At 74.2% G+C, this 13707-nt stretch carries 9 protein-coding genes; 2 read left to right on the top strand and 7 right to left on the bottom strand.

Translation table 11 applies throughout. The annotated features are described in order from the left end of the window. Window positions 1-38 precede the first annotated feature (38 nt). A complete protein-coding gene (locus tag AC3EUJ_RS29140) occupies window positions 39-305 on the top strand; it encodes a hypothetical protein (protein ID WP_431966519.1) in 267 nt (88 codons plus the stop codon). 106 nt (window positions 306-411) lie between these two features. Here the strand turns inward: AC3EUJ_RS29140 and AC3EUJ_RS29135 are convergent, their stop codons facing one another. The 3 genes from AC3EUJ_RS29135 to AC3EUJ_RS29125 all read right to left on the bottom strand — a co-directional run bounded on the left by AC3EUJ_RS29135 (window position 412) and on the right by AC3EUJ_RS29125 (window position 6803). Continuing rightward, window positions 412-3792: a S41 family peptidase gene (locus tag AC3EUJ_RS29135; RefSeq protein WP_431966517.1), complete on the bottom strand. Its 3381-nt coding sequence runs from the start codon at window positions 3790-3792 to the stop codon at window positions 412-414. Between the two features lie 50 nt (window positions 3793-3842). Next, window positions 3843-5042 carry a serine hydrolase domain-containing protein gene (locus tag AC3EUJ_RS29130; protein ID WP_431966515.1) on the bottom strand — a complete coding sequence of 400 codons (1200 nt, stop codon included), beginning with the start codon at window positions 5040-5042 and terminating at the stop codon, window positions 3843-3845. Window positions 5043-5147: 105 nt separating this feature from the next. Continuing rightward, on the bottom strand, window positions 5148-6803 hold the full coding sequence (locus AC3EUJ_RS29125; protein ID WP_431966513.1) for an FAD-binding dehydrogenase: 1656 nt from the start codon (window positions 6801-6803) through the stop codon (window positions 5148-5150). A 108-nt stretch (window positions 6804-6911) separates the two neighbouring features. On the opposite strand from AC3EUJ_RS29125, the gene AC3EUJ_RS29120 reads away from it, so the two are divergent. After that, window positions 6912-7691, top strand: coding sequence for an SDR family NAD(P)-dependent oxidoreductase (locus AC3EUJ_RS29120; protein ID WP_431966511.1), 780 nt, complete (start codon window positions 6912-6914; stop codon window positions 7689-7691). A gap of 109 nt (window positions 7692-7800) precedes the next feature. On the opposite strand, the gene AC3EUJ_RS29115 is transcribed toward AC3EUJ_RS29120, so the two are convergent. From AC3EUJ_RS29115 to AC3EUJ_RS29100, 4 genes are all read right to left on the bottom strand, one after another. Next, on the bottom strand, window positions 7801-8643 hold the full coding sequence (locus AC3EUJ_RS29115) for an EamA family transporter (protein ID WP_431966509.1): 843 nt from the start codon (window positions 8641-8643) through the stop codon (window positions 7801-7803). Beyond that, window positions 8640-9125, bottom strand: coding sequence for a YbaK/EbsC family protein (locus AC3EUJ_RS29110; protein WP_431966507.1), 486 nt, complete (start codon window positions 9123-9125; stop codon window positions 8640-8642). The genes AC3EUJ_RS29115 and AC3EUJ_RS29110 overlap by 4 nt, the downstream gene beginning before the upstream one ends. A 54-nt stretch (window positions 9126-9179) precedes the next feature. Then, window positions 9180-10799, bottom strand: coding sequence for a penicillin-binding transpeptidase domain-containing protein (locus AC3EUJ_RS29105; protein WP_431966505.1), 1620 nt, complete (start codon window positions 10797-10799; stop codon window positions 9180-9182). 165 nt (window positions 10800-10964) lie between these two features. Further along, complete coding sequence (locus tag AC3EUJ_RS29100; RefSeq protein ID WP_431966503.1) at window positions 10965-13385, bottom strand: SpoIIE family protein phosphatase; 2421 nt, start codon at window positions 13383-13385, stop codon at window positions 10965-10967. Between the last annotated feature and the right edge of the window lie 322 nt (window positions 13386-13707).

The raw sequence follows: 13707 nt of genomic DNA, 5'->3' as shown, positions 1-13707 counted from the left end.
TGGTCGAGGCCCATTCCACACATCACGAAGGAGTGATCATGGGCAAGAACGACCCCACGCGAAACAAGGCCGGGCAGCAGCACCGCCCGCAGGCTCAGCCCCAGACCCAGGAGCGCATCGGCCAGACCCGCGAGCGCGCCCAGGGCATGGCCGGCGAGCCGATGCGTCAGCAGGGCAAGCAGCAGCACCGCGAGCCCGGCCAGGGTCAGCCGTCCAAGCAGTCCCCGCAGTCGACGCCCAAGGGCGACCGCCAGCGCTCGCCGGAGGAGATGGACGAGCGGTACGAGCGGCACGAGCGGACCTGACCCGCGTGGTCCAAACGTGAACGTGGAGGGGTGCGCCCGTACTGGGCGTGCCCCTTCCGTCCTCCTCGGTGAGGCCTTCCGCCGTCCCCGGGCGGGGAGGGGAGGCTCAGGAACGCGGAGGAAGCGGGGGCCGGCGCCGGTCCGGGCGGTCGGACAGATCGGGCGGTGTGGAGGCCGGGTGCTTCTCCAGCAGGTCCAGCGCCGTCTGCACGGCGATCTCCAGGTCGGTGCGACGGCCCTCCGCCCAGTCCAGCGGGGTACGGATGACCGGGATGTCCGGTTCCACGCCGTAGTTCTCCACCGACCAGCCGTAGGCCTCGAACCAGGCGGCGTTCATCGGCACCGTGATCACCGTGCCGTCGCCCAGGCGGTGCCGGCCGGTCATGCCGACCACGCCGCCCCAGGTGCGGTGGCCCACCACCGGGCCGATGCCCAGCAGCCGGAACGTGGCGGTGATCATGTCCCCGTCGGAGGCCGTCGCCTCGTCCGCCAGCGCCACGATCGGGCCGCGCGGGGCGTTGCCGGCGTAACTCACCGGCTGCGCGTGGCGGGTGTGGTCCCAGCCGAGGATCTTGCGGGTCAGGCTCTCCACCACCAGGTCGCTGATGTTGCCGCCCGCGTTGCCGCGCACGTCGACGATGAGGGCCGGGTGGACGATCTCGATGCGCAGGTCGCGGTTGAACTGCGCCCAGCCCGAGCCCCCCAGGTCGGGGATGTGCAGATAACCGCACTTCCCCTCGCTCAACGCCCGCACCACCGCGCGGCGTTTGGCCACCCAGTCCTGATAGCGCAGCGGTCGCTCGTCCACCAGCGGCACCACCGCGACCCGGCGCGCATGCCCGCCGTCGGGCGGGGTGAAGGTCAGCTCCACCGTGGTGCCGCCCGCGGCCGACAGCAACGGGCCGGGCCCGGCGTCCGGGTCGACGGCGCGGCCGTCGACGTGGGTGAGTACGGCACCCTCCAGGATGCCGGTGCCGGCCAGCGGCGAACGGGCCTTGGAGTCCGAGGACTCGCCGGGCAGGATGCGCGCGACCGCCCAGCGGCCGTCCTTGGTGTGGACGAAGTTGGCGCCGAGCAGCCCGATCGGCCGCTGGTAGTGCGGCGGCCCCTCGCTGCGGCGGGCGGACGCGACGTACGCGTGCGAGGTGCCCAGTTCGCCGAGGACCTCGCGCTCCAGGTCGGCGAACTCGTCCGGAGTGGCGACCCGTTCGACCAGCGGGCGGTACTGGTCGAGGATCGCCTGCCAGTCGATGCCGCACATGTCCGGCGCCCAGAAGTAGTCGCGGATGATCCGCCCGGCCTCGTCGAACGCCTGCCGCCACTCGGTGGGCGGGTTCGCCTCGTGCAGGACCCGCCGCATGTCGATGTAGACGGTGGAGTCCAGGTCGCCCGGCTCGTACGCCGGGACCACCGTCAGGTCGCCCTCGTCGAAGACCACCAGCTGCGTGCCGTCGCCGCTGACCCGGTACCAGTCCATGTGCCGCACCAGCTCGACGCGCTTGGACTTGGCCAGCCCGAAGTACTCCAGCGTGGGGCGGGCGGAGGGGTCGGTCGGGTTGACGAAGGTCTCGCCGAGCGCGCCGGAGATCGGCCAGCGCAGCCAGGTCAGTCCGCCCCTCACCGCCTCCAGCGAGCTGTACTTGGACGCGGGCACGGGGAAGGGCGTCACCCGCATCGGCAGCCCGGCGGCCTCCACCGCCAGTGGCCCCTCGGCGAAACCGGTCGGGTCCAGCCCGCCCCCCGGCGGCCGGCCCTCCACGGGCAGCGCGAAGGGCGAGGGCGTCGCCGAGTGCAGCGGTACGAGATGCGGGCGGCAGCCCAGCGGGAAGGACAGGTCGCCGGTGTGCACGTCGTACACCGGGTCGAAGCCGCGCCAGGACAGGAAGGCCAGGTAGCGGCCGTCGCGGGTGAAGACCGGCTGCTCGTCCTCGAACCGGCCGTTGGTGACGTCGAGCAGGGTGTGTTTGCCGGTCTCCGGGTCCGGGCTGAGCCGGGCGATCCGGATCTTGCGCAGCGAACGGCCGATCACCGGGTGGGACCAGGCGATCCAGTCGGAGTCGGGGGAGAAGGACAGGTCGCGGACGGGGCCGTTGGAGGAGCGGACGAGCTCGGCCACCACGCCCGACTCCGCGTCGACCATGAGCAGCCGCCCGTCGTGGGAGGCGACCGCCAGGATCTGGCCGTCGGGGGAGGGCACCAGTTCGTGGACGCGGCCGAGCAGCCCGCACGCCAGCCGTGTGCCGCCGCTGCGGCACGGGGGACGTGGCACGGTCTGCCCCTCGGCGGCCGCCGTGTCCTGCGCCACATCCTCTTCCCCGGCCTCCTCGGCCGCCTCCGTGGCCCGCAGCGCCTGGGCGACGGCGTCGTCGGCGTCGGCGATGTCGGCGGCGGCCAGTGCCGCGGGGCGGCCCGGCAGCACGGCGATCTCGATGGCGTCCTCGCCCTCGGCGTCGGTGACGAACGCGATCCGCCCGGTGTCGCCCAGCATGACCGGCAGCCGGACCCGCGCCCCGGGCTCGTCGGCGATGGTGCGCGCGGGCCCGTCGCGGTGGGTGAGCCAGTACAGGCTGCCGCGCACGCACACCGCGCTGGCGCGCCCGGTACGGTCCACGGCCAGCCCGTCCAGGTACGCCGAGGCCGGGACCTGGTAGGGCCGTCGGCCGGCCCGCGGGCCGCCGAGGTCGACCGCGACGCGGCGCGGCACCGACCCCGGGCCGAGGTCGTCGACCAGCCACACCTCGCCCGCGCACTGGTAGACCACGCGCGTGCCGTCGGTCGCGGCGCTGCGGGCGTAGAAGTCGGCGTGGTCGGTGTGCCGTCGCAGGTCCGTGCCGTCCGGCAGGCAGGAGTACAGGTTGCCGATGCCCTCGTGGTCGGAGAGGAAGGCGATGCGCCCCGCGACGAACATCGGCGACTCCAGATGGCCGTCGACCTCCGGCACCAGCCGTCGGCACTGCAGCCACAGCCGCCCGGTCGCCCCGCCCCGGTACCGCTTCCACGAGGCCGGTTCGTGCGGCGCGGTCGCCGTCAGCAGCAGCGTCCGGTGCTCGCCCTGCGCACTGTCGTCCACGGAGATGTCCGACACCGGGCCCCAGGGCAGCCGGCTGCCCGGGCCGCCCTCGGCGGGGACGGCGTAGGCCCAGGTGTAGTGCGAGAACGGTTCGCCGTGCGACGAGACCGCCAGGATCCGGCCGTCCGGCGTCCAGGAACGCACGCGCGTGTCCGTGCTGCCCCAGTAGGTCAGCCGCCGGGCCGGGCCGCCCTCGACCGGCGCGAGATACACCTCGGGGTCGAGGGAGCGCCAGCTGTTGAAGGCGATCACCGAGCCGTCGGGGGAGAAGCGCGGATGCCCGACCCGGGTCCGGTCGGCCGTCACCCGCCACGCGCGCCCCTCGCCCAGGGGCGCGACCCAGATGTCGTCCTCGGCGACGAAACAGAGCCGCTCGCCGTGAACATGCGGAAACCGGAGGTATGCGGCGTCGCTCACTCATCCATCGTTCGCGGGTCCCGGAGCCCGGGCAACTTTTCCGGCGCGCGTCAGCGCAGGCACTCCCGTAGCGCACGGACCAGCGCCTGGGCGCGGGGATCGGCGGTGACGTTCTGCTGCATGCCGTTGGTGACGTAGCCGAAGGCGACGCCCTCGCCGGGGTCCGCGAAGCCCAGCGACCCGCCGCGGCCCGGGTGGCCGAAGGAGCCGGGGGACAGCAGCGGGGCGGCCGGGCCGTGCAGCATGAAGCCCAGGCCGAAGCGGGTGTTCACCACCAGCACGCGGTCCGGGCCCTCGGACTCCGGGGTGCGCGCCGAGGTGAGCGTCGCCGGGGCGAAGAGCCGGGCGCCGGGCCCCTCGACCTCCCCGATCAGCGCGGCGTAGAAGCGGGCCAGCGAGCGGGCCGTGGCGATGCCGCCGGAGGCCGGCAGCTGCGCCGCGTGGTACCCGGGGTCGTTCTCTTCCGGCGGCGGGTCGATCGCGCCGAACGCCCGCCGGGTCAGCGACGCCGGGTCCTCGTACGCCTCGGTCACGTTCCGCTTGGGCCGCGTCCGCAGCCCGGCCGCGGCCGGCGACGGCGGTGTCTCGACGGCGGCGATCCGCCCGACGCGGCGCTCCTCGGCGGCCGGCAGCCCGATCCACAGGTCGAGGCCGAGCGGGCGGGCGATCTCCTCCGCCACGTAGCGGCCTATGGAGCGGCCGCCGCTCGCGCGCCGCACCAGCTCGCCGATCAGCCAGCTGTACGTCTGCGCGTGGTAGCCGTGGTCGCTTCCCGGCGCCCAGAACGGGGCCTGCGCCGCGAGCGCCCGCGGCCCGCTGTTGCCGTCCTGTGCCTGCGCCGGGTGCAGCGGGGCGTCCAGCGCCGGCACACCGGCCCGGTGCGCCAGCGCGTCGCGGACCGTGACGCGCTCCTTGCCCGCGGCCTTGAACTCGGGCCAGTACGTGCCGACGGGCGCGTCCAGGTCCAGCTGACCCCGCTGGTGCAGCAGGAGCAGGCACGCCGCGGCCACGCCCTTGGTCGCCGAGCGCACCACCTGCGCGGTGTCCTGTGCCCAGGGCGCCCCGCCGTCCCCGTCCCCGTCGGCGGAGCCCGCCCACAGGTCCACGACCTTGCGGCCGTCGCGGTACAGGGCCACGGCCGCGCCGCGCTCGCCCCGCTCCTCGAAGTTCCGGACGAATGCCTCTCGGACCGGCTCGAAGCCTTCCGCCACCGCCCCGTGGACGTCCACCACAGCCCGTGCTCCCACCATGCGCCGCCGTTGTTGCTCCCCCCATGGTGCCTCGCGCCCGCCACAGGTCAGGACCGGGGTCGGCACGGGACGGCGGCGGGAGAGGGCGGGCGCCGCGGGAAGCGGTCAGGCGGTCGCCTTCGCCGCCGCGCGGCCCGCGGTACGGCCGGAGAAGACGCAGCCGCCGAGGAATGTCCCCTCCAGCGAGCGGTAGCCGTGCACCCCGCCGCCACCGAACCCGGCCGCCTCACCCGCCGAGTACAGCCCGGGCAGCGGCTCGCCGTCGGCGCGCAGCACCCGCGCGTCCAGGTCGGTCTCCAGCCCGCCGAGCGACTTGCGGGTCAGGATGTTCAGCCGCACGGCGATCAGCGGGCCCGCCTTGGGGTCCAGCAGCCGGTGCGGGGCGGCGGTGCGGATCAGCTTGTCGCCGATGTAGTTGCGGGCCCCGCGGATCGCGGTGACCTGCAGGTCCTTGGTGAAGGTGTTGGTGATCTCGCGGTCGCGGGCCTCGATCTCGCGGCGCAGCGCGGACTCGTCGATCAGGCCGTCCTTGGTGAGCGCGTTCATGCCGCGCACCAGCGCCGCCACATCGTCCTCCACGACGAAGTCGACGCCGTGCCGCTTGAACGCCTCGACCGGGCCGGGCGCCCCCGGCAGTGCGCGCTTGAGCACGTCGCGCACGCTCTTGCCGGTCAGATCCGGGTTCTGCTCGGAGCCCGACAGGGCGAACTCCTTCTCGATGATCTTCTGGGTGAGGACGAACCACGTGTACTCGTACCCGGAGCGCATGATGTGCTCCAGCGTCCCCAGCGTGTCGAAGCCCGGGAAGAGCGGCACCGGCAGGCGCTTGCCGGTCGCGTCCAGCCACAGGGAGGACGGGCCCGGCAGGATGCGGATGCCGTGCCGGGCCCAGATCGGGTCCCAGTTCTCGATGCCCTCGGTGTAGTGCCACATCCGGTCGCCGTTGATCAGGCGCGCCCCGGCCGCCTCGGCGATCCCCAGCATCAGCCCGTCCACGTGCGCCGGAACGCCCGACAGCAGCTTGCGCGGCGGCGTGCCCAGCCGCTCCGGCCAGGCCTCGCGCACCAGGTCGTGGTTGCCGCCGATGCCGCCCGAGGTGACGATCACCGCCTGCGCCCTGAGCTGGAACTCCGCGCGGATCTCCCGTGAACTCGCCCGGCCGCGTTCGGCGTCGCTGTCCACCAGGACCTCGCCCGCGACGCCGTCCACGGCGTCGCCCGTCGTCGTCAGCGCCGTCACGCGGTGCCGGAATCGCAGCTCCACCAGGCCCCCGGCGACCGCCTCGCGCACCCGGCGCTCGAACGGCGCCACCACGCCCGGGCCCGTGCCCCATGTGATGTGGAAACGGGGCACCGAGTTGCCGTGCCCGGTGGCGAGGTAGCCCCCGCGCTCCGCCCAGCCGACCACCGGGAAGAACCGTATCCCCTGCCCGTGCAGCCAGGACCGCTTCTCGCCGGCGGCGAAGTCCACGTACGCCTCGGCCCACTTGCGCGGCCAGTGGTCCTCGGCGCGGTCGAAGCCCGCGGTGCCCATCCAGTCCTGCAACGCGAGTTCGCGGCTGTCCTTGATCCGCATCCGGCGCTGCTCGGGGGAGTCGACGAGGAACAGCCCGCCGAAGGACCAGAACGCCTGGCCGCCCAGGTTGCTCTCCGGCTCCTGGTCGAGCAGGAGGACCTTGCGGCCCGCGTCGGCCAGTTCGGCCGTCGCGACCAGACCGGCCAGCCCCGCTCCGACGACGATGACGTCCGCGTCCAGCGCCATGGTGTGCCTTTCCGCTCCCCTTGGGTGTGCAGGCACGTTACGCTACGCGCGAGTAGGGAGGCGAGAGGGCAGCGCCTCGTAGATCGCTCGCAGGCGGGGGATGACGCCATGCGCAGGTTCGAGGGGCACGTCGCCCTCGTCACCGGAGGTGCCCAGGGGATCGGCGCGGCGACCGCCCGGCGCCTGATGTCCGAGGGCGCGGACGTCGTCCTCGCGGACCTGGACGCGGAACGCGCCGCCGCGACGGCGCGGGCCCTCGGCGAGGAGACCGGCGGCCGGGCCGCGGCGGTGCGGTGCGACGTCGTCGACCAGGCCGCGGTGGACGCCGCGATCGCGTACGCCGCCGAGCGCTTCGGGCGGCTCGACGTCCTCGTCAACAACGCCTACGCCTGCCACGTGGACCCGCCGCGGTTCGAGGACGTCCCCGACGCGGAGTGGTACGAGGACCTCGAGGTCACCCTCACCGGTGCCATGCGGTGCGCCCGCGCGGCGCTGCCGTTGCTGGCGCGGGCGGGCGGGCGCGGGGCGATCGTCAGCATCGGTTCCGTCAACGGGCACATGAACTTCGGCAACCACGCCTACAGCGCCGCCAAGGCGGGCCTCGCCTCGCTGACCCGCACGCTCGCCGTGCACGCCGCCCCGCGCGGCGTCCGGGTCAACCTCGTCGCCCCCGGCACGGTGCGCACGCCCGCGTGGGCGGGGCGCGACGACGCGCTCGACCGCCTCGCCGGGGTGTATCCCCTCGGGCGGGTCGGCGAGCCCGACGACATCGCGGCGGCCGTCGCGTTCCTCGCCGGCCGGGACGCCTCCTGGATCACGGGCCTCACCCTCCCCGTCGACGGGGGCATCCTCGTCGACGGATCCGCGTTCCGCGCGGCGCTGGACTGACGCCCGGGGTCTGTCTGTGCGGCGCCGTTGTCGTGTGCGGGTCGTTGCGCCCGCGGCGGGGGAGGAACCGCGACCGCGACCACGACGGCGCCGGGGACGAAAGTCCCCGTCACGCGTGGAGCATCAGCCCGATGCCCGCCACCACCACAAGCGCCGCGACCACCCGCGGGCGCCCCAGCCGCTCCTTGAAGAAGACCGCCCCGATGACCGCCCCCGCGATGATGGAGGTCTCCCGCAGGGCCGCGATCGGGGCGAGGTCGCCCCGCGTCTGGGCCCACAGGACGAGGCCGTACGCGGACACGGACAGCGCCCCGCCGAGGAGCCCGCGGGCGGCGACCGGGCGCAGTTGCGCCAGGAGCGCGGCGCGGCGCACCGCGAGGGCGCAGCACACGAGCAGGACGCCCTGGATGAGCAGGAGCCAGGCGACGTACCCCAGGGCGGTGCCGGAGGCGCGGACCCCGACGCCGTCGACCACGGTGTACACCGCGATGGTCAGGCCGGTGCCGACGGCCGCGCCGACCGCCGGCCAGTCCTTGCGGCGGCCGCGCATGCCCCACAGGGCGGCCCCGCCGAGCCCGGCGGAAGCGACCACGACGCCCGCGGTCTGCAGGGCGTCCGGCACCTCGCCCACGAACACCGCCGCCAGCAGCGTCACCACCATCGGGGCGACACCGCGCGCGATGGGGTAGACCTGCCCGAAGTCGCCCAGCGTGAAGGACTTCATCAGCAGGTACATGTACGCCATGTGGATCCCCACCGACGCGGCCAGGTAGGGCCAGGCGTCCGCCGCGGGGAGCGGCGCGAACCCGGCGATCGCCGCGCCGCAGATCGCTCCGCCGCCTCCGACCAGGGTGAACGCGACGAGCTGGTCGCGGATGCCGTGGGCGATGGCGTTCCAGGCCGCGTGGGTGACCGCCGCGAGCAGGACGCCCGCCGCTATCAGCGGCGTCACGCGGTGCGTTCGCGGACGTCGGCGAGGGTCGCCCCGGCGTGCCCGACCAGTTCGGCGGGCGCCATGGGGAAGACCGTGTGCGGGGTGCCGGCGGCCGCCCACACGGTTCCGTGCGCCAGCAGCCCCCGGTCGGCGAGGACGGTGGTCCGCGTGCGGTGCCCGAAGGGGGGTACGCCGCCGATGGCGTACCCCGTGACCGCGCGCACCAGGTCCGCGTCGGCCCGCCGTACCTCCGCCGCGCCGAGTTCCGCGCGGACCCGCTCCACGTCGACCCGGGACGCGCCGTCCATCAGCACCAGCACCGGGACCCCGTCAGCCGCGAAGATCAGGGACTTGACGATCTGTCGGAGTTCGCAGCCGATCGCCGCGGCGGCCTGCGCCGCGGTGCGGGCCGCGTCCGGGAAGGCGCGGACCGGCACCTGGAGTCCCAGCGCGGTGAGCGCCTCGGCGAACCGGGGATGAGCTGCGGCTGAAGTCGACATGAGCAGCACGCTAGCCCCCGGCGGGGCCGGGGTGCCAAGCCATTTGCCGGCGGGTCACGAGGAGGCCTTGAGCACCGAGGCCACGATCGGCCCGGCGGAGTCGCCGCCGTGCCCGCCCTCCAGGACCATCCCGGCGGCCGCGACGTCACCCCGGTAGGCGACGAACCACCCGTTGGGCTGGTCCTGGCCGCCGACCTCCGCGGAGCCGGTCTTGGCGCCGACGTCCCCGTAGACCCCGCGCATCGCCCCGGCGGCGGTACCGCTCGACGCGGTCAACCGCATCATCGACTTGAGGTCGGTCCGCACGCCGGACGGGAGGCCGCTGCCCGCCTTGGCCAGGGACCCCTCGATCAGGTCCGCGGCCACCAGCCGCGGCTGGCGGAACGCGCCGTTCTGCACGGTCGCGGCGACGGAGGCCATGTTGAGCGGGCTCATCTGTATCTGGCCCTGGCCGATCATCTCCTCCGTCATCTCGTCGCCCGGGCCGCCGGGGACCCGGCCGTCCCAGGCCGGGACGCCGACGTTCCAGGTCTGGCCGAAGCCGTAGTAGCGCTGGGCGACCGAGGGGACCGAGGACTCGTCGAGCCGGCCGGCGAGCTTGATGAAGCCGGTGTTGCAGGAGATGGCGAAGTCCCGCTGGAAGGTGGCCGACGGGTCGGAGGAGCTCTCCACGTTGTGGAACATCTTGCCGTTGTCGTGGTTCGCGGTCGCCGGGCACGGCGCCGGGGTCCCCGGCGACACGCCCTTCTCCAGCAGGGCGGTGGCGGTGACGACCTTGAAGGTGGAGCCGGGGGCGACCTGCGCGTTGAAGGCGTTGTTGTTGTCGCTCGCCGGGTTGTTGGCGAAGGCGAGTATCTCGCCCGTGCTCGCCTTGACCGCCGCGACCGACGACTGGCCTGTGCCCTTGACCCCCTGCTCCGCGGCCTTCTGGAGGCGCGCGTCCAAGGTGGTGGGGAGCTTGGCGGCCGTGCCCTTCGTGATCACGTGCAGCGTCTGTCCCGCGCCGTCGGCGCCGTTCACCCAGGTCTCGATGCCCGGTTTGCCGCCGGAGAGCTTCGCGCCGTAGCGCTCGCGCAGTTGGGGCAGGACGGAGGCCAGGGACGGGTAGGCGTCGGCGTCGAGCTCCTTGCCGTTGCGGTCGACGACGACCACCGGCGGCGAGGCGGCCTCACCGGTCTCCAGGGACTGACCCTCCGTCAGTTTCGGGTGCAGCACCGACGGTTCCCAGTCGACCAGGGGGCGGTGGGTGGTCTCGCCGCGGAAGACCGTGAGGGCCGAGGAGTACGTCCAGGTGGAGGATTTGCCTTTGTAGGAGAGCGAGGCCACGACCTTGAACGGCACCACGGTTCCCTGGGCCGGGCCGGGCGTCAGCCGCACACGGGTGACACGCGCCTGCCGCCGGTAGGCGGCCAGGTCCTCGGAGGCCGTCGCCGCGTCGTTGGTGAGCGCCCCGGCCGCGGTGGTGTCCCCCTTGGCCCACGCGGCCAGGAAGTCCGCGGCGGTCTCCTTCACCTCCGCCGCGGTCGGCGGACCGGTCTCGACCGGGGTGGCCTTCGCGGAGAAACCGCCGCCCCCGCTCAGTCCGTTGTAGATGTTGTACGCCCCGTACCCCGCGGTCCCCACGAGTCCCGCGGTCAGCGTGGCGGCGATCCCCAGCTTCACTCCTCGGCGCATGGCACCGAACCCTCCCCGTGATCCCCCTGAACGTGTTCAAAAAACAGGCGACGCAAGCGCACTCTACGGGACGGAGGGGGCCGGGGGCGGTCCACCCGGTCACAGCTTCGGCACATGCTCGCCATCGCCCGGGAAAGTCGCCGGCCGGGACCGCCTCGCGGCGGGTCACCGCCCCGGCCCGGGCGGGAGCCGCTCCTCGTCCGTGAGGGTCAGCTCCGCCCAGACGATCTTGCCCTCCCGGGTCCTGCGGAAACCCCACCGCGTGCTCAGCTCCGCGACGATCACCAGGCCCCGGCCGCCCTCGTCGGTGGCGCCGGGGTGGCGCGGCAGCGGGGGGCCCGGACTGGCGTCGAACACCTCGCAGGCCAGCGTCATGTGCCGGACCAGCCGCAGCCGCACGGGTCCCGTCCCGTGCCGGACGGCGTTGGCCAGCAGCTCCCCGACGATCTGCTCGGCGGTCGCCCGCACCCGGTCCAGCCCCCAGGCGGACAACTGCCGGACCGCCTCGGCCCGTACACGCCCGACCGCGGCCGGCTCGGCGGGGACCTCGACGATGAACACCCGGTCGGCGCTCAGCCGGCAGGTCCTGGCGAGCAGCAGTGCGACGTCGTCGTCCTGCCCGCGCTCGGGCAGCAGGTCGACCACCGCGGCGCACAGGTCCTTCAGCGAGGCGCCCGGCGGCCGGCTGAGCGCGGTCCGCAGGCGCTCCAGCCCGTCGTCGATGTCACCGTCCCGGGTCTCGACGAGCCCGTCGGTGTACAGGGCGATCACGCTCCCCGCGGGCAGCTCCAGGTCGACCGAGGGGAAGGACCGCAGCCCCACGCCGAGGGGCGCCCCGGAGGGGATCTCCGGGAAGGCCGCCGTGCCGTCGGGGGTGATGATCACCGGCGGCGGATGCCCGGCCCGGGCGATGGTCAGCCGCTCGTCGATGGGATCGTAGACCGAGTACAGGCAGGTGGCACCGAGGATGCCGGCGGCGGGCGACTCCTCGTCGAAGTCCTCGATGCCCAGCCGGACGACGAGGTCGTCCAGCGCGGACAGCAGCCGGTCGGGCGGCAGCTCCAGACCGGCGAGGGTGCTCACCGCCGTGCGGATCCGCCCCATGGCCGCGGCGGCGTTGAGGCCGTGCCCCACGACGTCCCCGACGACCAGGGCCACCCGGGCGCCGGACAGCCGGATCACGTCGAACCAGTCGCCGCCCACCCCGTCCTGCGTGTCCGCCGGGAGGTAGCGCCAGATCGTCTCCAGGGAGAACCCGGCGCTCGGGTTGCGCGGGAGGAGGCTGCGCTGCAGCGTCAGGGCCATGGTGTGCTCGCGCGTGTAGCGGCGGGCGTTGTCCAGGCTGAGCGCGGCCCGGCTGACCAGTTCCTCCGCGAGCGTCCGGTCGTTCTCGTCGAACGGCGTGGGGTTCTGGCTGCGGACGAGCACGGCGACACCGAGGATCTCGTCCCGCGCGTGGACGGGCAGGATCAGCAGGCTGTGCATCCCGAGCCCGAGGACCTGCTGCAGCCGCTGCGGGTCCTCCTCCAGCCACGTGCCGGGCTCGGTGTCCAGCTCCGCCTCCATGTACGTCCGGCCGGAGCACAGCACCTTGACGAACGGCGAGTGCGGGGGGACGAATACGGGGCTGCCGCGCGCGTAGAGCGACTCGCGGAAGTCGTCGTGGACGGAGGCGATCCCCGCCCGGTGGAAGACGGGGACGTTGCCGCCCTCCAGCGGGCCGAGCCGGGTGAGCGGGGCGTCGCCGAGGCGCACCGACTCCGCGAGGTCGATCGTCGCGTAGTCGGCGAGCAGCGGCACCAGCAGATCGGCGAGGTCCTGCGCGGTCTGCAGGACGTCCAGGTTGGTCCCGATGCTGGTCGCCGCGCGACCGAGCACGGTCATGCGGTCCCTGGCCCGCCGGCTCTCGGTGACGTCCACGTTGACCGAGCAGACGCCCGGCAAGCCGCCTCGCACGTCCTCGATGCGGAAGGCGGAGAGCGCGTACGCCCGGTGCCGCATCCGGTCCAGCTGGCTCAGCTCCCGGTCGATCACCGGTTCGCCGCTCTCCAGGACCTCGCGCAGCAGTCCCTCGACCTGTTCGGTGTTCGCGTAGAGCGGTGACTCGTCCAGGTGCCGGCCCAGACGCTCCTCGCGGGAGAGGCCGAAGTGCTCGGCCAGGGCGTCGTTCAGCCAGGCGGTGCGCAGGTCGCTGTCCCAGATCGCCATCGGGAAGGGGCACAGCTCCGCGGCCGACTCCAGTACGGACGCGGGCACCCCGGCCGTCGCGACCAGCCAGTCCATCGCGCCGGACGCGCCGGACAGCCCGGTCACCCGCAGGTCCACGTCCAGCCGCCCGCCGCTGCGGTGCCGCAGCGCGGCCGGTCCGCTCCACTCGTCGGTGAACCCCGCCGGCCCGTCCCCCGGGGCGACCAGCAGCACCGAGGCCGGTCTGCCGAGGACGTCCGCCGCCGGGTACCCCAGCAGCCGCTGCGCGACCTCGGTCCAGCGGACGAGCACGCCGTCCGCGTCGACCACCGCCAAAGCCGCGCCGACGCTGTGGAGCGCCGACGCCTGACCGGGCACGCTGCGATCGGGGGCGGACATAGGTGATATTTCCCTCGGGGTTCACGCTAGGTCCGTGCTCGTCCCCCTGCAAACCGTCGCCGGCCAGGTCAGCGGCCCCGCCACCACCGGCGCTTCCCCTCGGCCGGCGCCGGGACGCAGGCGTCCGGCTCCCAGGTCCGCAGGGCGGCGCGAATGCGGTCGAACGTGGGGACCGGACGCCGCCCGCCGGCGCGTCCGGGGGGTCAGCTCGGCTGCGTCGGTCCGCCGCGCCGGATCACCGGCCGTCACCAGGAAGTGCCTCACCACCACGCGACCATCGACGCCATCGGAACGCCCACCGGTCGCCCGGCCCTGGCCTTCC

The organism is Actinacidiphila sp. bgisy160 (assembly GCF_057707815.1).
Note: the sequence above shows the minus strand (reverse complement) of the source record. Positions and strands in the feature narration are given on the sequence as shown.